Genomic DNA, 23,272 nt, shown 5'->3' on the forward strand with positions numbered 1-23,272 from the left:
TGGGTACGAATCCGAAGGTAGGGACGCTTTCTCACCGGTCCGCTCCGGTCTTGTAACAGCGGTCCGGTGAGTATCCGTCGGTTGTGTAACAGCGCGACGCGCGGGAGGCGGCCGTTCCGGGCACTGTGCACAATGGAGGAGAAAGGGAGGCCGAAACTTCGATGTTCCGCTTTGCCGCGGCAGCACGATTCGCCGGATTCGCGGCGCTGGTGCTGCTGACCTCGACCGCCTGCGCGGCCACCGGCGGCGTCCGGGTCGAGGGCCGGGCCGCCGACGTGGCGCCGACCACGTCGGCCAACTCCTCGGGTGGCACCCCGGCGGTCAGCATGGACGCGGTCAAGGTGCTCCGCGACGACGCCGGGGTGAACCAGGACATCAAGGACCAGCTCACCCCGTGCTTCGACGGCCGGTACGGCGTCGACATCCAGTACGGCGATCTGACCGGGGACGACGTGCCGGAGGCCCTGGTCAACGTGACGAGTTGCGTCGCCGCGGAGCGCACGAGCAAACCGGGGGCGAGCATCGATCTGGAGAGCCGCCTCGGCGGTTTCGTCTACCAGTGGCGCGACAACAACCGATGGGAGCGGATCTTCGCCGTGCAGGAACGCGGAAGTTCGGTCCAGGCCTACGACCTGCCCGCCCTGCTCGTGCTGCGGATGGTCTACCGGCCGGGGGACCGCTCGTGCTGCCCCACCGGGGACGAGGTCGACACCTACAAGTGGAACGGAACCGCCCTGGTGGGGAGCGGTACCCGATGAGCGAAACGCATGTGCTGTTCGTCGAGGACGACGACGTGATCCGGGAGGCGACCCAGCTCAGCCTGGAAAGGGTCGGCTTCCGGGTCACGGTCGCCGCGGACGGCCTGGCCGGGCTGGAGGCGTTCCAGGCCGAGCGGCCCGACGTGGCGCTGCTGGACGTCATGCTGCCGGGGATGAACGGGGTGAGCCTGTGCCGCCGGATCCGCGAGGAGAGCCTGACCCCGGTGATCATGCTCTCCGCCCGCGCCGATTCGGTGGACGTCGTGCTGGGCCTGGAGGCCGGGGCCGACGACTACGTCACCAAACCGTTCGACAGCGCGGTGCTGGTCGCCCGGATCCGGACCGTGCTGCGCCGGGCCGGTCAGGTCGTGGCCGACACCCCGCCCCCGGCCGAGCCGCCGCTGCGCTTCGGCGACGTGGAGATCGACCGGGAGGGACTCGTGGTGCGGCGGGCCGGTGAGGTCGTCGAGCTCACGCCGACCGAGATGCGGTTGATGCTGCAGTTCGCCGAGTCGCCGGGCACCGTGCTCAGCCGCGACACCCTGCTCGCGAAGGTCTGGGACTACCAGTGGGGCGGGGACACCCGCGTGGTCGACGTGCACGTCCAGCGGTTGCGGGCGAAGATCGGCCACGAGCGCATCGACACCGTGCGCGGATTCGGCTACAAGCTCAAGGGCGGTTCGTGAAGCTCTTCCCGGCCACGCTGCGCTGGCGGTTCAGCGCGGTGGTCACCCTCGTCACGCTGGCCGCGGCGGTCGCGCTCAGCCTGGTGGTGCACAGCGCGTTCGCCAGCACGCAGCTCGATCAGGCCCGCCGGCTGCAGGACGACCGGATCCAGGTGATCATGAGCGCGCCCGGGGAGAGCGGGCAGGCGCTGTTCGGCAGCCACCTCGACGATCCGGATCTGCCGCCCCCGCTGGCCGAGGCGGTCAAGGGCGGCAACCGGGCCACCTATCTCGACGACAGCGGGCCGACGCACGAGATCTGGGCGGCGGTGGAGACCAAGGGACACGTGCTGTCGCTGCGCAGTTCGTACGAAGACCAGCGGCAGGCGCTGGCCAGCCTGGACCGGGTGCTGTTCATCGGCTCGGCGGTGGTGGTGGCCTGCGGGGCGCTGCTCGGCATCTTCCTCGGCGCCCGGCTCGCGCGCCGCCTGCGCAAGGCCGCCGCCGCGGCGAGCCGGGTGGCCGCCGGGGACCCGGCGCGGGTGCGCGACGCGATCGGCGAGCGCCCGCGGGACGAGGCCGCCGATCTCGCGCAGGCGGTCGACGCGATGGCCGACGCGCTGCAGGACCGGCTGGTGGCCGAGCGCCGGGTCACCGGCGACATCGCGCACGAACTGCGCACCCCGGTCACCGGCCTGGTGACCGCCGCCGAACTGCTGCCGCCCGGCCGCCCGGCGGAGCTGGTCCGCGACCGGGTCGGCGCGCTGCGCACCCTGGTCGAGGACATCCTTGAGGTGGCCCGCCTGGACACGGCCACCGAACAGGCCGAGCCGTCCGAGGTCGAACTCGGCGAGTTCGTCCGCCGCGCGGCCGGCGCCGTTTCGTCCGAAGTGGACGTCGTGGTCACCGCGGACACCGTGGTGCACACCGATCCGCGCCGGTTGGACCGGGTCCTGGCCAACCTCCTGCTGAACGCCCGCCGCCACGGCGCCCCACCGGTGACCGTCGAGGTCGACGGGCCGCGGATCCGGGTGTCCGATCACGGACCGGGTTTCCCCGAAGAGATCCTGCGCGAGGGACCGAGCCGGTTCCGCACCGGCAGCAGCGACCGCGGCGGCGGCCACGGCCTGGGCCTGACCATCGCGGTGGCCCAGGCTCGGGTGCTCGGCGCGACCATCGACTTCGCCAACGCCGATTCCGGCGGCGCCGTGGTCACCGTGCACCTGCCCCGGGAGTGACCCCTGCCGGGGACGGGCTCGACCCTGGTCGCCGAGTCTTGGGGTCGTGAGCAGAGGAGGTCAGGTGCTGGTCGAGGCGGAGTTGACGGCGGTTGTCCGGGATCCTGAGCACGTGCGCGCCGAACTGCGGAAGCGGTCGATGGCGGAGGTGACCTACAAGGAGCCACCGGTGCCCGGTGGGGCGGGTTCGAAACCGGAGCACGAGACGACCGCCGAGGACGCCGACGTGCTCCATACGATTCTCGTCGGTATCGGCCTGGTCGAGTTGATCGCATTCGAGAAGCGGTGTGAGAACTACCGGTTCACCGAACGCGGCCGCGACCTGCTCGCCAGCGTGGTCGAGATCCCGGAACTGCCCGGCTTGACGTTTCTCGAGTTGGAGACACTCGCCGAAGCGGATGACGTTCCGGACGCTCTCGGTCTGATCCGGGCTGTGCTCGGAAAGCTGGGAATCGGGGAGCGGGACCTGTCCACGGAGTCGTATACCGATCGAGTGGCCGCGAGCCGGAAGTGACGGTCGGCCGCGCGGCTGGCGCGGTTTCGTCCGAAGTGGACGTCATGGTCACCGCGGGCCTGCCCCGGTGACGAACACTGTGCCGGGTTCGTCCAGCCAGACCTCTTGCCGATCCGGTGTGACGGTGAGGCCGAAGCGGCGGTAAGCGGGTTTGCCGAATTCTTTCCAGCGCCGGAACGCGCGCTCGACTTCGGCCCACAGATCGCGCGGCCCGGCCTGTCGCACGGGTCGTGGACCGGATGAGCCGGAGTACCACACCCTGGCCCAGGACTTGGATTCACCGTCGACCAGCCAGAGCACGTGTTGCCCGTCCGGCTCGGAACGTTCGTGATGCCAGGCGCAACCGGGCACTTGGAGGCCGACGGCCCAGCGCGCATCCCAGGTCTCCGCGACCTTCCAGGGGCGGAGCCGGGTGACCGATTCCCGGACTTCGGTGGCCTCGGCCGCCAGTTCGTCCGTATTGGCCCGGCTGGTGCGGTGTTGGCGTAGCGGCATGAAGGCGACCACCCCGACCGGCTTGCCGATCGCGGTGTCGTTCGCCTCGACGGTGAACCGCATCAGTACGGAGCCCGCCGCGAACTCGGTCGTCAGCGGAGCGACGATCACCCCGCCGATTCGGGTCTGCGACACCCAGGCATTCGGCAGCAGGCCCAGTCGTACCGAGGCGGTCGCGATGATCCGGTCGAAAGGCGCGGCTGGCGGGTACCCAGCCTCGCCGTCCGCATGGAGCACGGCCACGGGAATGTCGTGCTCGGTCAGCCGACGGTCCGCCGCGGCCGCCAGGGCCGGGTCGACCTCGACGGTGACCACCCGGTCCGGCCCGAGCCTGGCCGCGAGCAGCGCCGCGTTGTAGCCGGTGCCCGTGCCGACTTCCAGCACGCGGTTGCCCTCTTGCACGTCCAAGGCGTCGAGCATGTTCAGGACAAGACTCGGTTTCGATGCGGAACTGGTGCAATGCGTGCCGCCGGTATCAGGCCATTGCGTGCGGCCGTCGTCGAACTGGGTGAGAATCGGCTGGTTCGCGTAAACGGCGGCCCGCCACCGTTCGCCGTCGCTTCCGCGGTCGATCGCGACCGGTTGGCTGTCGTCATCGTCAACCCAGATTCGCGCCGGAATGAACCATTCGCGGGGAACGGCCGAGAAGGCGGCCCGCCACGTTTCCGGAAGCTGACCGGAGGCGGTCAGCTGGTCGGCCAGCTCAGTCGTCGTCATCGTCCTCCGCTTGACCGGACTTCTCGAATTCCTTCGGGTCCAAGTCCTTCGCGGTATCGGGGTGGACGTCTCCGTCCCGGTCCGAAACGTGCTTACCCATGGTAGCCTCCTTCGCTTCCGACAGTAACGAAGTGCTGCGCCCAATCAATCGGCCGTACGGGGTGGCGGAACCTAGAACCGTCCCCAGGACACCGAGGTGTGGCCGCTCAGGTGGTGGATGCGGTAGTTGTTCCGCCTCGCCCACTTTTCGGCCGCTTCGCGCAGGGCGGCGGATCCGGCGTTCAGGTAGTCCACGGCCATGTCCTTCGTGCCGTAGCCGTGGAGCACCTCCGCGAGTTTCTCCTCGGAGCCCCGGATGCCGAGCTTGATCGCCAGGTGCAGCAGGGTCCTGCGGTTCGGGTTCGCCAGGACGCAGCGCACCAGGGCGGGGTTGTAGACGCGCGGTTTGCGCTGTCTGAGCTGGGTGTAGATGGCGCGCCCGCGTTCCGCGTCCTGCCAGTGACCACCGGCGCCCAGGCACCGGGCGCCCTCGCTGAGCTGGTCTTCGATCGCGGCGACCTGGCCCATCTCCACCGGTGACAGACCTTCGTGGTTGCGGAGGTTGTCGTCGGCGCCGAAGGCGACCAGGGCGTCGATCGCGTCCTGCCGTCCGCGGTAGTGGGCGAAATGGAGCGCGGTGTTGCCCTGCCGGTCCTGCAGGTCGAACGAGAGGCCCTGGTTCATCCACCGCAGCAGCTGGTCCCGGTCGCCCGCCACCGCGGCCTGGTAGATCGCGTTGACGCGGCGGGCGGTGACCTTCCGGCGGTGGGCTTTGACCGCGACGGCGATCAACACGAGAACACCGGCGCACACGACGACGATCCCGATGACCACGACACCACCTCCCCTGCCTTCCGGGGCGCCGACCATAGTGGCGCCGGAGCGGGAGGGGTCCCGCCCGCGGTCCGGTTTCCGGCACGCGAGTTCCACACTCGGGCAAGCGAGTTGCACGTTCAGGCACGCGAGTTCCACGTTCGGGGCTGCCGGGGTGGTTCCGAGTGTGGAGTTCGCTTGCCCGAGTGTGCAGTTCGGTTACCGGAACGTGGGACTCGCGCGACCCTTGTCGCGTCATTTGCCCAGCAGGTTCTCCTGAAGCAGGACGAGCGGGGTCGGTTCGACGCTGAATTCGCCGAGGAACGGATTGTCCAGGGCGGCGATCAGGAAGATCATCATCCCGACGAAGAAGGCGAACATCCCGGAGACGACCAGGTGCGCGGCAAGCCGTTCGACGGCGAGCATCGCCATCAGCGCGAGGTTGACCACCGCGCCGAGGACGAGCACCACCCAGAGGGCCGTGGGCAGGCTGGCCGTCACCGCGTTGAGGCGTTCCCGGCGTTTCTCGATGAAGTTGTTGAACTGCTTGAACGTCTCCGCGTGCACGATCTCCTTGCCGCTGGTCGGAGGTTCGAAGGCGGTGAGCCGATCCAGCATTCTGGAGGACAGCACGACCCCCTCGGTCGGTATCTCGCCGCGCCGCTGGGCGGGCCAGGCGTCGTTGATCACGTAGTGGACGTAGTGCTCGAGGTCGCCCCGCAGCTGGCCGCGGATCGGTTCGGGATAGCCGCTCACGTCGCGGTACAGCGCGGCGATGCTGGTCGCTTCGGAGGCGACCGTGTCGGCCGCGTCGGAATAGGTGGAATAGGTCGCGGCGGCGATGAGGCCGAGCAGCAGGCCGTAGAACAGCCCGGTTCCGGTGAGCACCAGATCGAGCAGCGAGTTGCGGCTCTCGCCGTCCTCACCGCGGAACAGCTCGGCGGTCCGGGACCGGAACAGGAACACCGAGCCCCAGGCCAGCGCCAGGGCGACCACGATGAACAGGACGAACAACAGCCAGTTCGGCAGGTCGTAGATCCAGGTGAACATGGTCGCCCTTCCGTCGCGTCAGCCGGGCGCGTTGCCGAGCATGTTCGAGCCGATCGTCTCGGCGCCGGTGCTGGTGAACGCGCCGTGCACGGCCTGGCGCCACTCGTCGAGGCTGATCCGGCCGTCCCCGTCCGTGTCGATCTGCTCGAAGGCCCCGACCGCGATCGGATCGGCGAGCCCGGCGCCGCGGTAGAGCCGGACGACCTTGTCCCGGGACAAGGTGCCGTCGCCGTCCCCCGCGGCGGCGAACAGGGCGTCCGCCACGGCCGTGACCGCGCCCAGGTAGGCGGGATCGGACAGCAGGCCGATGTCCACCGCGGCGAGGTACTCGGCCCGGTTCACCCGGCCGTCCTGATCGCCGTCTGCGCCCAGCCGGACCTGTTCCCACCACGCGAGCAGGCGTTCGGTGATGGCCTGCTGGTGTTCGGAATCCGGCACGAGCCCGATGCTGCCGCTCAGGTCCGCCGCGATCGCCTTGAAGTCCTCCTGTTCGATCACCCCGTCGTGGTCGTGGTCGAGGGTGTCGAAGACGTCCCCGATGTTCTTCCGTTGCAGCTCACTCAGCACAGCTTCATCGCCTCCTCCAGCAGGGTTTCCACGATCTGGCTCTCCGGGACGGTTTTGATCACCTCCCCGCGCACGAAGATCTGGCCCTTGCCGTTGCCGGACGACACACCCAGATCGGCCTCGCGCGCCTCGCCGGGACCGTTGACCACGCAGCCCATCACCGCGACGCGCAACGGCACCGGGAAACCCTCGAAGGCCGCGGTGACCTTCTCGGTGAGCGTGTAGACGTCGACCTGGGCGCGCCCGCAGGAGGGGCAGGAGACGATTTCCAGCCGCCGCGGGCGCAGGCCCAGGGATTCCAGGATCTGCGCGCCGACCTTCACCTCCTCGACCGGTGGCGCGGACAGCGAAACGCGGATGGTGTCGCCGATGCCCTCGCCGAGCAGGATGCCGAACGCGACCGCGGATTTGACCGTGCCCTGGAACGCCGGCCCGGCCTCGGTGACCCCGAGGTGCAGCGGGTAGTCGCAGCGGCGGGCCAGCAACCGGTACGCGGACACCATCACCAGCGGATCGTGGTGCTTGACCGAGATCTTCAGATCGGTGAACCCGTGCTCCTCGAACAGCGAGCACTCCCACAGCGCCGATTCCACGAGCGCCTCGGGGGTGGCGCGCCCGTGCTTGGCCAGCAGCCGCTTGTCCAGCGAACCCGCGTTGACGCCGATGCGGATCGGGGTCCCGGCCGCCGCGGCGGCCGCCGCGATCTCGGCGACCTTGTCGTCGAATTTCTTGATATTCCCCGGATTCACCCGGACCGCGGCGCATCCGGCGTCGATCGCGGCGAACACGTACCGGGGCTGGAAGTGGATGTCGGCGATGACCGGGATCGAGGATTTCGCCGCGATCTCCGGCAACGCGTCGGCGTCGTCCTGGGACGGCACGGCGACCCGGACGATCTCGCAACCGGCCGCGGTCAGCTCGGCGATCTGCCGGAGCGTCGCGTCCACATCGGACGTGACGGTGGTGGTCATGGACTGCACCGAAACCGGCGCGCCCCCGCCGACCAGCACCGCGCCGACCTTGACCTGGCGGGACACCCGGCGCGGTGCGAGCGCCGGTGCGGTCGGCATCCCGAGCGACACCGTGCTCATAACTGCCTCCTGTCCACTAGTTCGTGCACGGTCTCCGCGATCCCGGCCGCGTCGAGCCGGTGTGCCCGCAGCAACTCGCCGCGCGCGTTGTGCGCCAGGAACCCGCCGGGCAGGCCGAGCGCGTGCACCGGCATGGTGATGCCCGCGTCGCCGATGGCCTGGGCGAGGCCCGATCCGATGCCGCCGATCCGGGTGTTGTCCTCGACGCAGACCACCAGCCGGTGCTCGGCGGCCAGGGTGATCAGTGCGGCGGGGACCGGGCTGACCCAGCGCGGATCGACCACCGTGGCCCCGATTCCCCGTTCCCCGAGCAGGGTCGCCGCGTGCACCCCCGCCCGCGCGCACGCGCCGACGGTGACCAGCAGCACGTCCCGCCGCGCGGGCCGGTGCAGGATGTCCACTCCGCCGAAGCCGCGCACGGTGGGCACGTCCTCGGCGACCGCGCCCTTGGGGAACCGCACCACGGTCGGAGAGTCCTCTGTGGACACCGCCTCGCCGAGCAGGGCGCGCAACCGGGCGCCGTCCCGGGGCGCGGCGACGCGCAGCCCCGGGACGACCCGCAGCAGGGCCAAGTCCCACATCCCGTGGTGGCTCGGCCCGTCGTCACCGGTCACGCCCGCGCGGTCGAGCACGAACGTGACCGGCAGCCGGTGCAGTGCGACGTCCAGCAGCACCTGGTCGAAGGCCCGGTTCAGGAACGTCGAATAGATGGCGACCACCGGGTGCAGCCCGCCGATCGCCAGCCCGGCCGCGGAGGTGACCGCGTGCTGCTCGGCGATCCCGACGTCGAACATCCGGGTGGGGTACGCCTCGGCGAACCGGCGCAACCCGGTCGGTCCGGGCATCGCCGCGGTCAGGCACACCACATCCGGCCGCTCGGCGCCGATCGTGAGCAACTCGTCGGCGAACACCGAGGTCCAGCTGGTGGCTTTCGCCCGCCCCGCTGGGCCCACCGCGTGCAGGCAGTCCGCCGGATCCTCCTCGGCGGGCGGATGTCCCTTGCCCTTGCGGGTCACCACGTGCACCACGACCGGGCGGTGCAGGCGTTCCGCCGTGCGCAGGGCGCGGTCGAGATCGGCGAGGTCGTGCCCGTCGACCGGGCCGAGATAGGCGAAACCCAGTTCTTCGAACAGGTTCTCCCGCGGGCACCGGCGCAGTTCGGCGAGGTGCCGCGCGAACCCGCCGATCGTGGGGGAGTAGGAGCGGCCGTTGTCGTTGAGCACGACGATCACCGGCCGGTCCGGGGCCGAGCCGAGGTTGTTCAGCGCCTCCCAGCTCATCCCGCCGGTCAGCGCGCCGTCGCCGACGACCGCGACCACCCGGCGGTCGCGCTCGCCGCGCAGGGCGAACGCCTTCGCCAGACCGTCCGCATAGGACAGCGCGGTGGAGGCGTGCGAGTTCTCCATGACGTCGTGCGGGGATTCGCTCCGGGACGGGTACCCGGACAGCCCGCCGCCCTGGCGCAGCGAGTCGAATTCGGCGGACCGCCCGGTGAGGATCTTGTGCACGTAGGCCTGGTGCCCGGTGTCGAAGACGATCGGATCGCGCGGCGAGTCGAACACCCGGTGCAGCGCGATGGTCAGCTCGACCACGCCCAGGTTCGGCCCGAGGTGCCCGCCGAGCCGGGACACCGAATCGATGAGCAGGTCCCGGATCTCCTGGGCCAGCGCGGACAGGGCGGGCTCGCCGAGCCCGCGCAGGTCCGCCGGGCCGCCGAGCTGGCGGAGCAACGGGGTGGCCGGCGCCATGGTCACGACGGCCTCACCGCCGAGGGCAGGGTGAAATGGATGGTTTCCCGGGTGGTCTCGCGTTCGGACACGGTGACCTCGCCCAACCGGGAGAACGCCTCGACGACCGAGTCCACCAGCCGGGGCGGCGCCGAGGCGCCCGCGGTGATGCCGATGGTTCGCTTGCCGCGCAACCATTCCGGTCGCAGATCGTCCGCGTCGTCGATCAGCCTGGCCGGGGTGCCGTGCCGGTGCGCGAGCTCCACCAGCCGCACCGAATTGGAGGAGTTCGCCGAGCCGACCACGAGGACGAGATCGGCTTCTTCGGCGATCGCCGCGAGCGCGTCCTGGCGATTCGTGGTGGCGTAACAGATGTCGTCCGAGCCCGGCCCGCGCAGCTGCGGAAACCGCGCCCGCAGGGCCCGCACGACGTCGGTCGTCTCGTCGACGGCCAGCGTGGTCTGGGTCAGGTAGGACACCCGCGCCGGATCGGGCACCTCCAGGGTTTCCACGTCCGCCGCGCTCTGCACCAGCACGGTCTGCTCCGGCGCCTCGCCGAGGGTGCCCTCCACCTCCTCGTGCCCGGCGTGCCCGATGAGGACGACCGTGTCCCCGCGGGCGGCGAACCGGCGCGCCTCGGCGTGCACCTTGGTGACCAGCGGGCAGGTCGCGTCGATGACCTCCAGTTCGCGGCGGGTGGCTTCGGCGCGCACGGCGGGGGAGACGCCGTGCGCGGAGAACACCACGGTGGCCCGGTCCGGCACCTCGTCGAGCTCGTCGACGAACACCGCGCCCCGGGTTTCCAGCTCGCGCACCACATGCCGGTTGTGCACGATCTGCTTGCGGACGTAGACGGGCGGTTCCCGGTCCTCGAGCAGCCGCTCCACGATCTCGATGGCACGCTCGACACCCGCGCAGAACGAACGCGGCGCGGCGAGCAGGATCGTGCGCGGTCCGGCGACTTCCGCCCAGGCGGGATCGCTGCGATCTATCAAAACGGCTCCTTGTCCTTTTGAGAACGCGCGACCGCGATCGCGTTGACAGGGCGCTCCTCGCGAGGTCGTCTGACGTATCGTTGAAGGGCGCCCTGCCCCCGCGATAGCGGGGCCTTCGGCCGAGCGCGTTCCCTGGGTTGGCTTGGCCAGTACGCCGACTCATTGCTGTGGAGCTCCTAGTGGTCGCGCCGCGCGATCAGCCGGGCCAGGGAGCCCAGCTCGCTCGCGGCTTTCGCGTGCACGCCCGCCGCGGCAAGGTTGCGCAGGGCCTGCGCCAGCAGTGCGTCGGCCTGCGCCTGGCTCCAGGACCGCCCGCCCGCGAGTTCGACCAGTTCGGCGGCGCGGGCCAGCTCGGGGCCGGAGAGCTGCCGGTCGTGGTCGTACAACGCGGCCAGCTCGTGCCCGGCCGGAGTGCCCGAGGTCAGCGCGGCCACCACCGGCAGGGATTTCTTGTGGCTGGCCAGATCCGAATGCACCGACTTGCCGGTGATCGCGGGATCGCCCCAGATTCCCAGCAGATCGTCCACGTGCTGGAAGGCCAGGCCGAGCCGTTGCCCGAAGCGCCGCAGGCGGCCGACCTGATCGGTGGTGCCGTCGCCGAACAGCGCGCCGAGTTCGCAGGTGCAGCCGATCAGGGCGGCGGTCTTCTCCTCGGCCATGTGCTGCGCCTCGGCCAGCGCCACATCCACCCGGCGCTCGAAGGCCACATCCGCGCACTGCCCGTCGACCAGGTCCTGCACCGCCTGGCTGAGCGCCCGCGCCGCCTCGGTCGACGCCGCGTGCCCGCTGGCCGCGAGCACGTCGAACGCCAGCGTCAGCAGCGCGTCCCCGGCGAGGATCGCCGGGCCGACGCCGAACACGTTCCACGCCGTGGGCCGGTGGCGGCGGGTGGCATCCCCGTCCATCACGTCGTCGTGCAGCAGGGAGAAGTTGTGCACCAGCTCCACGGCGACCGCCGCCGGGAGCGCGTCCGCGCAAGCGCCCCCGGTGGCCTCGGCCGAGAGCAGCACCAGCGTCGGCCTGATCGCCTTGCCGCCCCCGGCCTTGACCACCCGGCCGTCCTCGTCCCACCAGCCGAAGTGATACCCGGCGATGCGCCGCATCGGGCCGGGCAAGGTATCGACCGCCGCGCGCAGTGCCGGGACGACCGTGGCCCTGCCGCAGGCCAGCAGCTCACGCGCTGGTCTGCCCTCCGCCCGCACCACCTCAACGTCCGTCATCGGCCCGGGTCCTCAGCGGTCGATTTCGACGTTTTCGAGCATGCCCAGTGCGTCCGGCACCAGGATCGCCGCCGAGAAGTACGTGCTGACCAGGTAGGAGATGATCGCCTTCTCGTTGACGCCCATGAACCGGACGTTCAGGCCGGGCTGGTATTCGTCCGGGATCCCGGTCTGGTGCAGGCCGATCACGCCCTGGTCCTCGAGCCCGGTGCGCATCGCGAGGATCGAGCTGGTGCCGGTCTTCGAGATCGGGATCTTGTTGCTGGGAAAGATCGGCACCCCGCGCCAGGTGACGATCTTGTGCCCGTCGATGTCCGTGGTGTCCGGGTAGAGGCCCCGGCTGCTGCACTCCCGGCCGATCGCCGCGATCGTGCGGGGGTGGGCCAGGAAGAACCGGGTCTTGCGCCGCCGGCACAGCAGTTCGTCGAGATCGTCCGGGGTGGGCGGCCCGGTGCGGGTGTAGATCCGCTGCCGCAGATCGGCGTTGTGCAGCAGGCCGAAATCGGGATTGTTGAGCAGCTCGTGCTCCTGGCGCTCGCGCAGCGCCTCGATGGTCAGCCGCAACTGCTGGTCGACCTGGTCCATCGGGTTGTTGTAGAGATCGGCGACCCGGCTGTGCACGCGCAGCACGGTCTGCGCCAGGCTCAGCGAGTACTCCCGGGGCGAGACCTCGTAGTCGACGTAGGTTCCCGGCAGTTCGGCCTCGCCCTCATGGCCCGCGGACAGGGCGATCTCGGCCTCACCGTGCTTGTTCTGCGCCGGATCCCGCCGGCTCATGGCCTGTTCCAGATGCGTCCGCAACGACTCGGACCGCTCGCTCACCTCCTCGACCGCCTGCCGCGGCAGGGACAGGATGGTCACCGGGGTGACCGCCTTGACGGTGAATTCGGCGATGCCGCCCGATTCGCCGAGCACCCGCTGGCCGAAGAACCGCCCGTCGGCGAGCACGTCCAGCACGACCTGATCGCCGTACTCACCGGTGCCGATCTTGTTCACCTTGCCGTGCGCGATCAGGAACACCCGGTCGGCGGGGTTGCCGAACTCGAGGATCACGTCACCCGGGGCGTATTCGGCCTGTTCGAACCGTTCGGCCAGCGCGGCGAGCGCCGCCTCGTCCTCGAATTCGCGCAGCAGCGGCAGTTCGCGCAGTTCCTGGGGGATGACCTGGATGTCCTCGCCGACGTTGGTGAAGGTCACCCGGCCGTCGCCGACGGTGTAGCTCATCCGGCGGTTCACCCGGTAGGTGCCGCCCGGCGCGTTCTCCCACGGCAGCATGCGCACCAGCCACCGCGAGGTGATGGCCTGCATCTGCGGTTCGGACTTGGTCGTGGTCGCCAGGTTGCGGGCGGCGGCGGTGTTCAGGCTCTGCTGCGAGGGTCCGCCGTTGACGCGTACGTCCGGCTCGGTCACAGTCACAATGCGTCCACCAATCGAGTCGTGTGGCTAATTTGCGGGACTTCGATGCGCCGCGGGGCCTGGTAGCGGCCGGTCACCTGCGACCAGTGCAGGTCACCGGCGAGCCGCTGACGCAGCCCCGTGACGTAACGGTCCAGCGCGTTCCGCGCCTTCGCGTCCACTTCGTGCGGTGCGGGCAGCCCCTGGGCGGCGTCCTCGAACTGGCGCAGCCGGGACTCGGTGAGGTCGGCGAGGACCCCCGCGGCGTGTCGCGGGTCGCTGCCGAAGAACCGCTGCACGATCAGGACGCCGTTGTTGATCTCGCCTTCGTCCTCGATCTCCTTTCGGTAGGAGAAAATGTCGTTTCGCAACGAGCTGATGTCGGCGTGGTTCTCGGCCAGCGAGCGCACCACCCGGCTGCCGAGCACCTCCGGCGGCAGCTCGATGCCGAGCGCGAACCGGACCAGGGCCGTGGCGAATTCCGCGCCGGCGGTCTTCCGCCGCATTTCCAGGTAGTCCACCGGATCGGGGACCCGGTTCTGGATCAGATTGGCCAGCTCCCACAGCCAGCTGCCGACGAATTCCTCGAGGTGCCCGGCGAATTCGCGCCGCCGTTCGGCGGGCAGGGCGGACGCGGTGCGCGTCCACAGATCGGCGAGGCCGCGTTCCACCGGCGTGGCCGGGACCGGATTCGGCGCGGCATCCTCCGGCAGGAACCTCCGCAGCCGTTCGACGAAAGCCTTCGCCCCGGCCAGGTTCCGGGAGCGTTTGAAGGCCGCCACGAAGAAGTCGTCGGCGAACCGCGCCCAGATGTGCCAGTCGTTGACCAGTTCGAGGTTCTCCGGCGACGCCTCGGGATGGGTGGCCGCCGCGAACAGGCCGTGGTCGGCGGCGGCGAACTCCCGCCCGGTCCAGATCCCGGAACCGTCGAGCATGCCCATTCCCCGCGCCCAGTCCGTGGCGTGCCGCCGGACCGCCGCCAGCCCCGGGTGGACGCGCACCGGGTACGGCATGCCGAACCGCGGCAGTTCGATCGCGCCCGCCGGTCGCGGTCCCACCCAGGTGTTCTCCAGCCGATGCCGCATGCCCACGGCGATCGAGCGGACGCGTGCGGCCGAGGTGCCCAGGCCGATCGGCCCGCCGAGCAGCGGATGCCGGTCCGGTGCGCCACCGCCGTTCATGTACCGGCTGGACCGCAGGTGCCATTCGTGCCCGCCGGACTGCCAGTCCTGCAGGCCCTTGGCGTACGCCAGCACGGCGGCCTGGTCCGCCGGGCCCGTGCCGTGTTCGGCGAACAGCGGCGCCAGTTCGGTGAGGACGGTGTTCTCGAACTGGTGCAGCCGGGAGGTCAGCAGGTCGTTGACCACCTCGGCGGCCTCCTGCGTGGGCAGGTCGAAGAACTTCTCCACGACCAGCACCCCGTTGTTGATCTCCCCTTCGCTTTCGGTCTCCCGCTGGTAGGAGAACAGGTCGTTGCGGAGGTGGACCGCGTCGGAGAAGGTGTCCCGGAGCACGCGCAGCGGCCGCGTCCGCGCCAGCACCGCCGGCACCTCCGCGTCCACGGCGTGTTCGACCAGGTTCGCCGACCAGGGCGCGCCGCCGACCCGCCGCCGCATCTGGATGTAGTCGATCGGATTGGGCACCCGGTCGGAGCTGATGTTCTCCAGTTCCCACAACGATTCGTTGAGCAGGTGCCGGGTGCTCTCCGCGAACCGGCGGCGCCAGTCCGCGGACCGCGCGGGGACCGTGCGGGCCCACAGATCGGCCAGGCCGCGTTCGACCGGATTGGTCGGTTCCGGGATGGCGCTGTCGTCGACCGGCATGAACGCGGCCAGCCGGTCGAGATACTCCCGGGCCCCGGCGAGATCGCCGGTGCGCTTGTACACCTGGAGAAAGTGGTCGTCGAAGAAGAACACCCAGACGTACCAGTCGGTGATCAGATCGAGGTCCGCGGCCGACGTGTCCGGGTGGGTGTACCCGCACAGCAGCGCGTAGTCGTGGGATTCCAGGTCGGCCGGATCCCAGATCAGCTCGCCGTGCGGGTCCTCCGCGTCGAGCATGCCCATCTCGCGCGCCCACACCCGGGTGTGCGCGCGAGCACCGTCCACATGCGGACTCAGCCGCGCCGGGTACGGCAGGTAGAACTCGGGCAGTTCGAACGGCTGCATACCGCGGTCAGCCTTCCCGGCCGAGCTCGACGTTCTCCAGGACGGCGAGGGCGTCGGGCACCAGGATGGCGGCGGAGTAGTAGGCGCTGACCAGGTAGGAGATGAGCGCCTTCTCGTTGATGCCCATGAAGCGGACGTTCAGGCCGGGCTGGTATTCGTCCGGGAGCCCGGTCTGGTGCAGGCCGATCACCCCCTGGTTCTCCAGCCCCGTCCGCATCAGCAGGATCGAGCTCGTGCGCTTGTCGCTGACGCCGATCTTGTTGCACGGGAAGATCGGCACGCCCCGCCAGGCGGGCACCTTGTTGCCGTTGACGTCCGTGCTGTGCGGGTAGAGGCCGCGGCGGTTGCATTCCCGGCCGAACGCCGCGATCGTGCGGGGATGCGCGAGGAAGAACGCGGGCTGCTTCCACACCAGGGTGAGCAGTTCGTCCAGGTCGTCCGGGGTCGGCGGGCCGGTCCGGGTGTGGATGCGCTGGGACAGATCGGCGTTGTGCAGCAGGCCGAACTGCCGGTTGTTGACCAGCTCGTTCTCCTGGCGTTCGCGCAGGGCCTCGATGGTCAGCCGCAGCTGTTGCTGGATCTGGTCCATCGGGTTGTTGTAGAGATCGGCGACCCGGCTGTGCACGCGTAGGACGGTCTGCGCGACGCTCAGCTCGTACTCGCGCGGTTTCAGCTCGTAGTCGACGAACGTGCCGGGCAGTTCGGGCTCGCCCTCGTGCCCGGAAGTCAGTTCGATTTCGGCCTCGCCGAACGCGTTCTGCTTGGCCGGGGGCTGGGACGTGAACCGTTCGAGGTGTTCGCGCAGGCTGTCGGACTGACCGACCAGTTGCTCGAACTGCTCCTGCGAAAGCCTCAGCAGCGTGCACGGTGTGACGGCCTTGACGGTGTATTCCCAGTAGTCGTCCGATTCGAGCACCGCGCGGTAGCTGAAGTGGTCGCCGTTGGCCAGCACGTTCAGGATGGTCTGATCGCCGTATTCCCCGGTGCCGATCCGGTTCAGTTTGCCGTGCGCGACCAGGAAGATCTGGTCGGCCGGCTGTCCTTCCGCGACGACCACGTCGCCCGGTTCGAACTCCTCCTGGACGAACCGTTCGGCCAGTGCGGCCAGCACCTCCTCGTCCTCGAAGTCCCGCAGCATGGGAAGCTCGCGCAGCTCCTGGGGGACCACCTGTACCTCGGCGCCGGTACTGGTGAAGGTCACGCGGCCGTCACCCACGGTGTAACTGAGCCGGCGGTTCACCCGGAAGGTGCCACCGGAAGCCTGTACCCACGGCAGCAGGCGCAGCAGCCATCGTGAGGAGATGCCCTGCATCTGCGGTTCGGACTTGGTCGTCGTCGCCAGGTTGCGTGCGGCGGCTGTGTTCAAACTTTGCTGCGGCTGACCATTTTCAACATCAAGTTCTGGCTCGGTCACAGTCACGCCAAAAACCACCAATCCGTAGTCGCCCCGTCGGGCGCTCAAACTCAGGAGGAGGGTGTTCGATTGAAGAGGTGTCGATTCAAGAACGTGAGCCGCTTGCCGGTGCTCGACCTTATTCCCGCCTGATCAATTTCCGGCGTCGGCGGAAGTTGACGCTAGCACCGCCGTCGTAGTCCCGTACAGTCACCCGAAAGGGCGACCTAATGGGAATAGATTAATCTCAGCCACGATTTGATTTACTCACTCGATCCGGTGCGGGTAATCGAACCCAAAGTAGAACTTCGCCCGAGTTATTTCACTCGGCCCTACCAGTGCGCCGCGAGGTCGGTTGTCGGGCGCGGCGGGGGCGGCTCACCTAGTGCAGCCCGACTGCTCCGTTCGAGACCCTGATCATCGAGGTTGCGCCACGTGCGAAGCACTGCTAGTTCCCTTGTCGTACAACAAGATCAGCTAGCGCTCGACCGAACAGCCGGGGCCGGTCACCTCCCGTAGTGGGCCTCGCCACGGTTGGCCTAGCGGAGCGTCTGCCGGGGTGTTTCCGCGGGGTGCTCCGCTGTCCCACCGTGCGGGCCGGTCGCGGGCTACTGGCGAAACAGTGAAGCCCAGGTGATCGGAAAAGCCACTCGGATGAAATGCGGGGGCCACTCTTGTGGGGTCCGGGCGTGGTGGCTAGCTTGGGCCGTGGCGCTGGACGCCGGATTAACACGACAATTATCCACCTATTTCGGTGTCAACTTGTTTATGGGTCGCGGGGGAGGTTTAACACCCTTTTTCGAACTTCACGGTGGTGGGCATCCCGGCAGTGTCTGTGGTTCGCGGCTGGCCGGCACATATACCGCCAGCCGGAGTCGACAACCGCGCCGCCGACTCCGGCTGGCGGCCCTCGTCGTAGTCATGAGCCGTCAAAGCCTGGGCAGGTCGGAGAGGAATTGATGAGTATCTTTCTGAGTGGCCTGTTGTGGGTCTTCGGCGCGGTCGTCGTCGGTGCGGTGGTCGGTTACCTCGTCCGCCGGTTCGGCCTGGACGAGGGCAGGCCCGGCAACAACGACGCCGCCGGCCAGGTGTTCACCATCGTCGGCGGGCTGAACGCGGTGGTGATCGCCTTCGTGCTGGTTTCCCTGTACGACGGGGTGAGTGCCGCCCAGGACGGTTCGTACAAGGAGGCCAACAGCCTGGTCGCGGCGACCTGGGCCGCCGATTCGCTGCCGGAGCCCACCCGGGCCCAGGCGCGGGAGATCAGCCGGGCCTATGCGACCACCGTGGCGGAACAGGAATGGCCCCAGCTGCGTTCGGGCGAGCAGGTGGCCGGGCCGGGCTGGCAGCACCTGGACCAGCTGCGTGACGTGGTCGAGCAGGCGCAGTTGTCCGATGACGCCCAGGGCTGGATGGCCGACCAGAAGAAAGAGGCCATGACGCAGCTCGCCGAGCTCTACCAGGCCCGTCAGGCGCGGCTGACCGAGGCGAACGACCCCGGTATCGGCACGGTCGTCTGGTGCGTCCTCGTGCTCGGCAGCGTCATCACGGTGTTGCTGCCGAACCTGTTCGGCGGCACGAAAATGGTGACGCACGTGATCATCGTGTCCACTTTGGCCGGAACGCTCGCCCTACTGCTCTTCGGGATCTACCAGCTGCAGAATCCGTACACCGGCGGGGCGAAGGTGGAACCCGACGCCTTCAAATGGGCACTGGAACGGCTGCGCTGATCGCCATGCCGACGAAGTGGCCGCGGTCGGCCGGACTCGTCCCGGTCGCCGTCCTGCTGGCCTTCTCGGTGCCGGTGGCTCCCGCGGCGGTGGCCGATCCGCCCGGTTGCCCGATCTTCCGGGTCCAGAGCCCGGGCGCCGCCGGACAGTCCACTGTGGTCCGTATCGAACTGCCCGGTGGCGCCACCACGACGGTGGCCCGGCTCGATCGCCAGGTGAACGCGATCGGTTACGCGCGTGCCCAGGACCGGGCGTACGGGGTGGACCGCCGCGGGCACGCGGTCACCCTCGACCGGCGCGGCGTGCTGACCGATCTCGGCCGGATGCGGGGCGTCTTCGTCAACGCGACGGCCGGTGCGGTCGACGGGAACCGCTGGTACGTCAAGCGGGCGAGCACTCTGTACACAGTGGACATAGACCCGGCGAGCCCGGGTTTCCGCACCGTGCTGAAGCGGACGTTGCTGCGCCCGGTGGCGCTGGCCGCCGGTGTGGACGATTTCGACTTCGATCCCGCGGACGGCCTGCTGCACGGCGTTTCGTCGCTGCCCCACGGTCCCGGTGCGGTGGTGACCGTCAATCCGGTCACCGGCGAGGTGCGGAAGGAAGGCCGCACGCGGTTGCCGGAGAGCACGGCGTTCGGCGCGGTGTCCCTCGGACCGGACCGGGCGCTGTACGTCACCGCGAACGACACCGGGCACCGCAGCCGGTTGCTCCGGATCACCCGCGACGGCGCGGTGACCGAACTCGCGACCGGCCCCGCCTTCCACAGCACCGACGCGACCGGCTGCTTGTCCGTGCCCCCGCCGACGTCACCGACCCCGACGCCCACACCGACCCCGACACCCACACCGGCGCCCACACCCACGCCCACACCGAGCCCGCCACCGACGCCCGTACCGCCGCCTCCGCCCCCGCCTCCCGCGGTCTTGCCGGTGCGGCCGCCCCTGCCCGCGCTCCCCGCGCCGCCCCCACCCGCGGCTCCGGCCCCCGCACCGCCCGCCAAACCACCGGCCCCGCCTCCCAAGCCCGCGAAGACCACCGCCAGTCCGGCGAAGACCCGGGCGGCGAGCCCCGAGCGGGAGTCGAACGCGAAGAAGCTGCGCCGGTGGAGCCTCGCCGTGGTGGTGCTCATCCTCGGCGCCGGGGCGGCCATGCGTGCGGCTGCCCGCCGCTGACCCGGTCTGTCAGACTCATCGTGATGAGTGACCGGCAGTGGATCAGCTGGGCCGAGGGGGACGAGACCCGCTCGGCCCGCTGGCGTTCGGAAAGCGGCCCGCCACCGGAGCGGGTGGTGGTCGCCGACGACGGCCTCAAGGCCGATGCCGCCGTCCGGCTGGCCCGCGGGGGCACGGCGATCCTGTGGCGCGGGGACTTCCAGAACGCGCGCCAGCTGCTGACCGCGATGGGGCGGCGGGTCGACCGCGAACGCCGCCGCCCGGCGCCCACTCCGCTGGAGGCGTTCCGGCGGCAGCGGCAGGCGCAGGCCCGGCGCGCCCGGACGCTCGGCGCGCTGCTGGTGCCGTTCGATCCCGGCCACGTCGTTCCGCTGCGCCGGGCGCCGGACGTGCGGCAGGCCTGTGCGGAGGCGTACGGCCCCGCGGACGAACCGGTGGTGGGCTCGCTGCGCGAACTGCTCGGGGTGATCGGCGCGCACGAGTGGCGGAAGAAGGGCGTCGACGTCCCGGCGCTCGGTGCGCGCGTGCACCCGCATTACGGCGTTTTCTCCCCGGTGCGCGGGGAGTACGTGGACCTTGTCGCCGAGGCGCCGCTGCCCGCGCGGGACCTGGCGTTCGACATCGGCACCGGGACCGGGGTGCTGACCGCGGTCCTGGCCCACCGGGGGGTCGAACGGATCGTGGCGACCGACCAGGATCCGCGCGCGCTCGCCTGCGCCCGGGCGAACCTCGCCCGGCTGGGGTTCGCGGAACGGGCCGAGGTCGTCCGGGCGGACCTGTTCCCGCCCGGACGCGCGCCGCTGATCGTCTGCAACCCGCCCTGGGTCCCCGCCCGCCCCGGTTCGGCGCTGGAAGCCGCGGTCTACGACCCCGACAGCCGGATGCTGCGCGGTTTCCTGGACGGGCTGGCCGCGCATCTGGCGCCCGGTGGCGAGGGGTGGCTGATCCTGTCCGATCTCGCCGAACACCTCGGGCTGCGGCCCCGCGCGGATTTGCTGGCCTGGATCGAGGCGGCGGGGCTGGCCGTGGTGGCTCGCCTCGACACCCGCCCGCGCCACCGCCGCGCGAGCGACGAGAGCGATCCGCTGCACGCGGCCCGGGCCGCCGAGGTCACCTCGCTGTGGCGGCTTACGGCAGCTCACCCCGGCTGACCAGCTGCTGGGCGATCACGTTGCGCTGGATCTCGTTGGTGCCCTCGCCGACGATCATCAGCGGGGCGTCCCGGAAGTACCGCTCCACGTCGAATTCGGTGGAATAGCCGTAGCCGCCGTGGATGCGGACGGCGTTCAGCGCGATCTCCATCGCCGTCTCGGAGGCGAACAGCTTGGCCATCCCGGCCTCCAGATCGCAGCGCTGCCCGGCGTCGTGGCGTTCCGCGGCGAGCAGCACGAGCTGGCGCGCGGCGGTGAGTTTGGTGGCCATGTCGGCGAGGTAGTTGCCGATCGACTGGTGCCGCCAGATCGGCTTGCCGAACGTCTCCCGTTCCTGCGCGTAGCGGAGGGCGTCCTCCAGCGCGGCGCGGCCGACGCCGAGGGCCCGCGCGGCGACCTGGATCCGCCCGGTCTCCAGCCCCTTCATCATCTGCGCGAAACCGTGCCCCTCGACGCCGCCGAGCAGGGCGTCCCGCGGGACGCGGAAGTCCGCGAAGGACAGTTCGCAGCTCTCCACGCCCTTGTAGCCGAGTTTGGGCAGATCCCGGGAAATCGTGAGGCCCTCGCCCGGTTCGACGAGCAGGATGCTGATGCCGCGGTGCCGGGGCTCGGCGGCGGGGTCGGTCTTGCACAGCAGCGCGATCAGCTGGGAGCGCCGGGAATTGGTGATCCAGGTCTTCGTGCCGTTCACCGTGTACCCCGTGCCTTCGCGGCGGGCGGTGGTGGTCAGCGCCTGGAGGTCGGAACCGCCGTCCGGTTCGGTGAGCGCCATGGTCGCGCGGACCGCACCGGTGGCCATCCGGGGCAGGTAGCGCTGTTTCTGTTCCTCGGTGCCGAAGGTCAGGATCAGCTTGGCCACCACGGTGTGCCCGCCCATCGCGCCGGCGAGGCTCATCCAGCCCCGGGCGAGCTGCTCGGTGACGTGGACGTAGCACGGCGTGGAGACGGCGGCCTCGCCGTAGGGTTCGGGAATGGCGAGGCCGAAGACGCCGAGCCGTTTCATGCCCTCGATGAGGTCGCCGGGGTATTCGTTGGCGTGTTCGAGGTCGCGGGCGACCGGGCGGACCTCCCGGTCGACGAATTCGCGGACGGTGCTGACGATTTCGCGTTCCTCGGTGCTGAGCTCGCTCATGGGGAGAGTCCCTTTCAGACGATGCCGCGGTCGCGGAGTGCTTCGATCTCGTCGTCGCCGTGGCCGAGGCCGCGCAGGATCGCCGCGGTGTGCTCGCCCAGCGCGGGAACGGCGTTCATGACCGGTTCGACGCCGCTGAGGTTGACCGGCGGGAGCAGCGCCTCGAACTCGGCGCCACCGGGCAGGCCGACCGGCCGCCAGCGATCTCGTTCGGCGAGCACGGGGTGTTCCAGGAACTGGTCGACCTGGTTGAGCCGCGCGTTCGCCACCCCCGCGGTGTCGAGCAGTTCGAGGGCGCGCGAGGTCGGCAGGTCCCCGAACCGCGCGCCGATGATCTCCTCCAGTTCGGTGCGGTGCGCGACCCGGGCGGAACCGGTGGCGAACCGCTCGTCGGTGGCCAGCGCCGGATCGCCGAGGACGGTCGCGCAGAACGACCGCCATTCCCGTTCGTTCTGGATGCCGAGCAGGACGGTGTCGCCTTCGGCCGTGTCGAACGGGCCGTACGGGGCGATCGTGGCGTGCCGCGCGCCGGTGCGCGGCGGCTGGGCGCCGGTGTACTTCGTGTAGTACGCGGGGGAGCCCATCCACTCGGCCAGCGCGTCGAAGAGGGAGACCTCCAGGGCCGAGGATTCGCCGGTGGTGGCGCGGCGGTACAGCGCGCTGAGAATGCCGGAATAGGCGTACATCCCGGCCGCGATGTCGGCGACCGAGACACCGGTCCGGACGCCTTCGCCGGGCGTGCCGGTGATCGAGACGAGACCGGTTTCGCACTGGACGAGCAGATCGTAGGCCTTGCGGCCGGACCACGGGCCGTCGGTGCCGTAACCGGAGATCGTGCAGGTGATCAGCTTCGGGTGACGGGCGCGGAGGGCGGCGGGGTCGAAGCCGAGGCGGGCCGCGGCGCCCGGTGCGAGATTCTGCACGAAGACGTCGGCCCTGGCGAGCAGGGTTTGGAGTATTTGTGCGCCTTCGCCGGTTTTGGCGTCCAGGGTGAGGGATTCCTTGGACCGGTTGAGCCAGACGAAGTAGCTCGATTCGCCGTGCACGGATTCGTCGTAGTGGCGCGCGAAGTCGCCGGTTTCCGGGCGTTCGACCTTGATCACCCGGGCGCCGAGGTCGGCGAGCTGGCGTGTGGCGAAGGGCGCGGCCACGGCCTGTTCGAGGGAGACGACGGTGATGTCGTGGAGCGGTTGCGGCATAACGCGAATGTACCAACCCGGCTGGGCTGAACGGTTGAAT

At 70.0% G+C, this 23,272-nt stretch carries 20 protein-coding genes; 7 read left to right on the top strand and 13 right to left on the bottom strand.

What is annotated here, in order from left to right; translation table 11 throughout:
- Positions 1-161 precede the first annotated feature (161 nt).
- Genes FXO23_RS19870 through FXO23_RS19885 form a run of 4 tightly spaced genes read left to right on the top strand, consistent with a single transcriptional unit; the run spans position 162 to position 3,175 of the window.
- Positions 162-758, top strand: coding sequence for a hypothetical protein (locus tag FXO23_RS19870; RefSeq protein WP_158886863.1), 597 nt, complete (start codon positions 162-164; stop codon positions 756-758).
- The gene (cseB, locus tag FXO23_RS19875; RefSeq protein ID WP_158886864.1) at positions 755-1,444 is read left to right on the top strand and encodes a two-component system response regulator CseB; all 690 of its coding nucleotides are present in this window, start codon (positions 755-757) and stop codon (positions 1,442-1,444) included. The genes FXO23_RS19870 and cseB overlap by 4 nt, the downstream gene beginning before the upstream one ends.
- Entirely contained in the window at positions 1,441-2,661 is a 1,221-nt protein-coding gene (locus FXO23_RS19880) for a sensor histidine kinase (protein WP_158886865.1), read from the top strand. The genes cseB and FXO23_RS19880 overlap by 4 nt, the downstream gene beginning before the upstream one ends.
- A gap of 46 nt (positions 2,662-2,707) precedes the next feature.
- A complete protein-coding gene (locus FXO23_RS19885; protein WP_246257573.1) occupies positions 2,708-3,175 on the top strand; it encodes a CYTH domain-containing protein in 468 nt (155 codons plus the stop codon).
- A gap of 48 nt (positions 3,176-3,223) precedes the next feature.
- Here the strand turns inward: FXO23_RS19885 and FXO23_RS19890 are convergent, their stop codons facing one another.
- The 11 genes from FXO23_RS19890 to FXO23_RS19940 all read right to left on the bottom strand — a co-directional run bounded on the left by FXO23_RS19890 (position 3,224) and on the right by FXO23_RS19940 (position 16,872).
- Positions 3,224-4,387, bottom strand: a complete 1,164-nt coding sequence (locus FXO23_RS19890; RefSeq protein WP_158886866.1) for a methyltransferase domain-containing protein — start codon at positions 4,385-4,387, stop codon at positions 3,224-3,226.
- A gap of 171 nt (positions 4,388-4,558) precedes the next feature.
- Entirely contained in the window at positions 4,559-5,260 is a 702-nt protein-coding gene (locus FXO23_RS19895) for an ankyrin repeat domain-containing protein (RefSeq protein WP_158886867.1), read from the bottom strand.
- 234 nt (positions 5,261-5,494) lie between these two features.
- On the bottom strand, positions 5,495-6,289 hold the full coding sequence (locus FXO23_RS19900; protein WP_158886868.1) for a bestrophin-like domain: 795 nt from the start codon (positions 6,287-6,289) through the stop codon (positions 5,495-5,497).
- 18 nt (positions 6,290-6,307) lie between these two features.
- Positions 6,308-6,856, bottom strand: coding sequence for an EF-hand domain-containing protein (locus FXO23_RS19905; protein ID WP_158886869.1), 549 nt, complete (start codon positions 6,854-6,856; stop codon positions 6,308-6,310).
- Positions 6,850-7,947: a flavodoxin-dependent (E)-4-hydroxy-3-methylbut-2-enyl-diphosphate synthase gene (gene ispG / locus FXO23_RS19910; RefSeq protein ID WP_158886870.1), complete on the bottom strand. Its 1,098-nt coding sequence runs from the start codon at positions 7,945-7,947 to the stop codon at positions 6,850-6,852. Before ispG ends, FXO23_RS19905 begins: the two co-directional genes overlap by 7 nt.
- Entirely contained in the window at positions 7,944-9,695 is a 1,752-nt protein-coding gene (locus tag FXO23_RS19915; RefSeq protein WP_158886984.1) for a 1-deoxy-D-xylulose-5-phosphate synthase, read from the bottom strand. Before FXO23_RS19915 ends, ispG begins: the two co-directional genes overlap by 4 nt.
- 2 nt (positions 9,696-9,697) lie before the next feature.
- A complete protein-coding gene (locus FXO23_RS19920; protein WP_218952097.1) occupies positions 9,698-10,669 on the bottom strand; it encodes a 4-hydroxy-3-methylbut-2-enyl diphosphate reductase in 972 nt (323 codons plus the stop codon).
- Positions 10,670-10,845: 176 nt separating this feature from the next.
- A complete protein-coding gene (locus tag FXO23_RS19925; protein ID WP_158886871.1) occupies positions 10,846-11,889 on the bottom strand; it encodes a family 2 encapsulin nanocompartment cargo protein polyprenyl transferase in 1,044 nt (347 codons plus the stop codon).
- 12 nt (positions 11,890-11,901) lie between these two features.
- On the bottom strand, positions 11,902-13,305 hold the full coding sequence (locus tag FXO23_RS19930) for a family 2B encapsulin nanocompartment shell protein (RefSeq protein ID WP_218952098.1): 1,404 nt from the start codon (positions 13,303-13,305) through the stop codon (positions 11,902-11,904).
- Positions 13,302-15,452 (bottom strand): terpene synthase family protein, encoded by a 2,151-nt coding sequence (locus FXO23_RS19935; protein WP_158886872.1) that lies wholly within the window; start codon positions 15,450-15,452, stop codon positions 13,302-13,304. Before FXO23_RS19935 ends, FXO23_RS19930 begins: the two co-directional genes overlap by 4 nt.
- A 7-nt stretch (positions 15,453-15,459) precedes the next feature.
- Positions 15,460-16,872, bottom strand: a complete 1,413-nt coding sequence (locus tag FXO23_RS19940) for a family 2B encapsulin nanocompartment shell protein (protein WP_158886873.1) — start codon at positions 16,870-16,872, stop codon at positions 15,460-15,462.
- A 932-nt stretch (positions 16,873-17,804) separates the two neighbouring features.
- On the opposite strand from FXO23_RS19940, the gene FXO23_RS19945 reads away from it, so the two are divergent.
- The 3 genes from FXO23_RS19945 to FXO23_RS19955 are packed head-to-tail and all read left to right on the top strand — an operon-like array spanning position 17,805 to position 20,901.
- Positions 17,805-18,575 (top strand): bestrophin-like domain, encoded by a 771-nt coding sequence (locus tag FXO23_RS19945; RefSeq protein ID WP_158886874.1) that lies wholly within the window; start codon positions 17,805-17,807, stop codon positions 18,573-18,575.
- A 5-nt stretch (positions 18,576-18,580) separates the two neighbouring features.
- Complete coding sequence (locus FXO23_RS19950; protein WP_158886875.1) at positions 18,581-19,750, top strand: DUF6923 family protein; 1,170 nt, start codon at positions 18,581-18,583, stop codon at positions 19,748-19,750.
- Positions 19,751-19,773: 23 nt separating this feature from the next.
- The gene (locus FXO23_RS19955) at positions 19,774-20,901 is read left to right on the top strand and encodes a methyltransferase (RefSeq protein WP_158886876.1); all 1,128 of its coding nucleotides are present in this window, start codon (positions 19,774-19,776) and stop codon (positions 20,899-20,901) included.
- Here FXO23_RS19955 and FXO23_RS19960 read toward each other — a convergent pair.
- Both FXO23_RS19960 and FXO23_RS19965 read right to left on the bottom strand, forming a co-directional pair.
- The gene (locus FXO23_RS19960; RefSeq protein ID WP_158886877.1) at positions 20,879-22,033 is read right to left on the bottom strand and encodes an acyl-CoA dehydrogenase family protein; all 1,155 of its coding nucleotides are present in this window, start codon (positions 22,031-22,033) and stop codon (positions 20,879-20,881) included. The two genes, FXO23_RS19955 and FXO23_RS19960, sit on opposite strands and share 23 nt — an antisense overlap.
- A 14-nt stretch (positions 22,034-22,047) precedes the next feature.
- Positions 22,048-23,232: a CaiB/BaiF CoA transferase family protein gene (locus FXO23_RS19965; RefSeq protein WP_158886878.1), complete on the bottom strand. Its 1,185-nt coding sequence runs from the start codon at positions 23,230-23,232 to the stop codon at positions 22,048-22,050.
- Positions 23,233-23,272 lie beyond the last annotated feature (40 nt).

Origin of the sequence: Amycolatopsis anabasis (assembly GCF_009765355.1) — a bacterium.
Taxonomy (GTDB): Bacteria; Actinomycetota; Actinomycetes; order Mycobacteriales; family Pseudonocardiaceae; genus Amycolatopsis; species Amycolatopsis anabasis.

Bases quoted from the DNA above. Each gene is read 5' to 3' on its own strand.
- ispG (WP_158886870.1), bottom strand. From the start codon at position 7,947: ATGAGCACGGTGTCGCTCGGGATGCCGACCGCACCGGCGCTCGCACCG.
- FXO23_RS19915 (WP_158886984.1), bottom strand. From the start codon at position 9,695: ATGGCGCCGGCCACCCCGTTGCTCCGCCAGCTCGGCGGCCCGGCGGAC.
- FXO23_RS19945 (WP_158886874.1), top strand. From the start codon at position 17,805: ATGAGTATCTTTCTGAGTGGCCTGTTGTGGGTCTTCGGCGCGGTCGTC.
- FXO23_RS19965 (WP_158886878.1), bottom strand. From the start codon at position 23,232: ATGCCGCAACCGCTCCACGACATCACCGTCGTCTCCCTCGAACAGGCC.
- cseB (WP_158886864.1), top strand. From the start codon at position 755: ATGAGCGAAACGCATGTGCTGTTCGTCGAGGACGACGACGTGATCCGG.
- FXO23_RS19900 (WP_158886868.1), bottom strand. From the start codon at position 6,289: ATGTTCACCTGGATCTACGACCTGCCGAACTGGCTGTTGTTCGTCCTG.
- FXO23_RS19870 (WP_158886863.1), top strand. From the start codon at position 162: ATGTTCCGCTTTGCCGCGGCAGCACGATTCGCCGGATTCGCGGCGCTG.
- FXO23_RS19925 (WP_158886871.1), bottom strand. From the start codon at position 11,889: ATGACGGACGTTGAGGTGGTGCGGGCGGAGGGCAGACCAGCGCGTGAG.
- FXO23_RS19890 (WP_158886866.1), bottom strand. From the start codon at position 4,387: ATGACGACGACTGAGCTGGCCGACCAGCTGACCGCCTCCGGTCAGCTT.
- FXO23_RS19935 (WP_158886872.1), bottom strand. From the start codon at position 15,452: ATGCAGCCGTTCGAACTGCCCGAGTTCTACCTGCCGTACCCGGCGCGG.
- FXO23_RS19960 (WP_158886877.1), bottom strand. From the start codon at position 22,033: ATGAGCGAGCTCAGCACCGAGGAACGCGAAATCGTCAGCACCGTCCGC.
- FXO23_RS19955 (WP_158886876.1), top strand. From the start codon at position 19,774: ATGAGTGACCGGCAGTGGATCAGCTGGGCCGAGGGGGACGAGACCCGC.
- FXO23_RS19950 (WP_158886875.1), top strand. From the start codon at position 18,581: ATGCCGACGAAGTGGCCGCGGTCGGCCGGACTCGTCCCGGTCGCCGTC.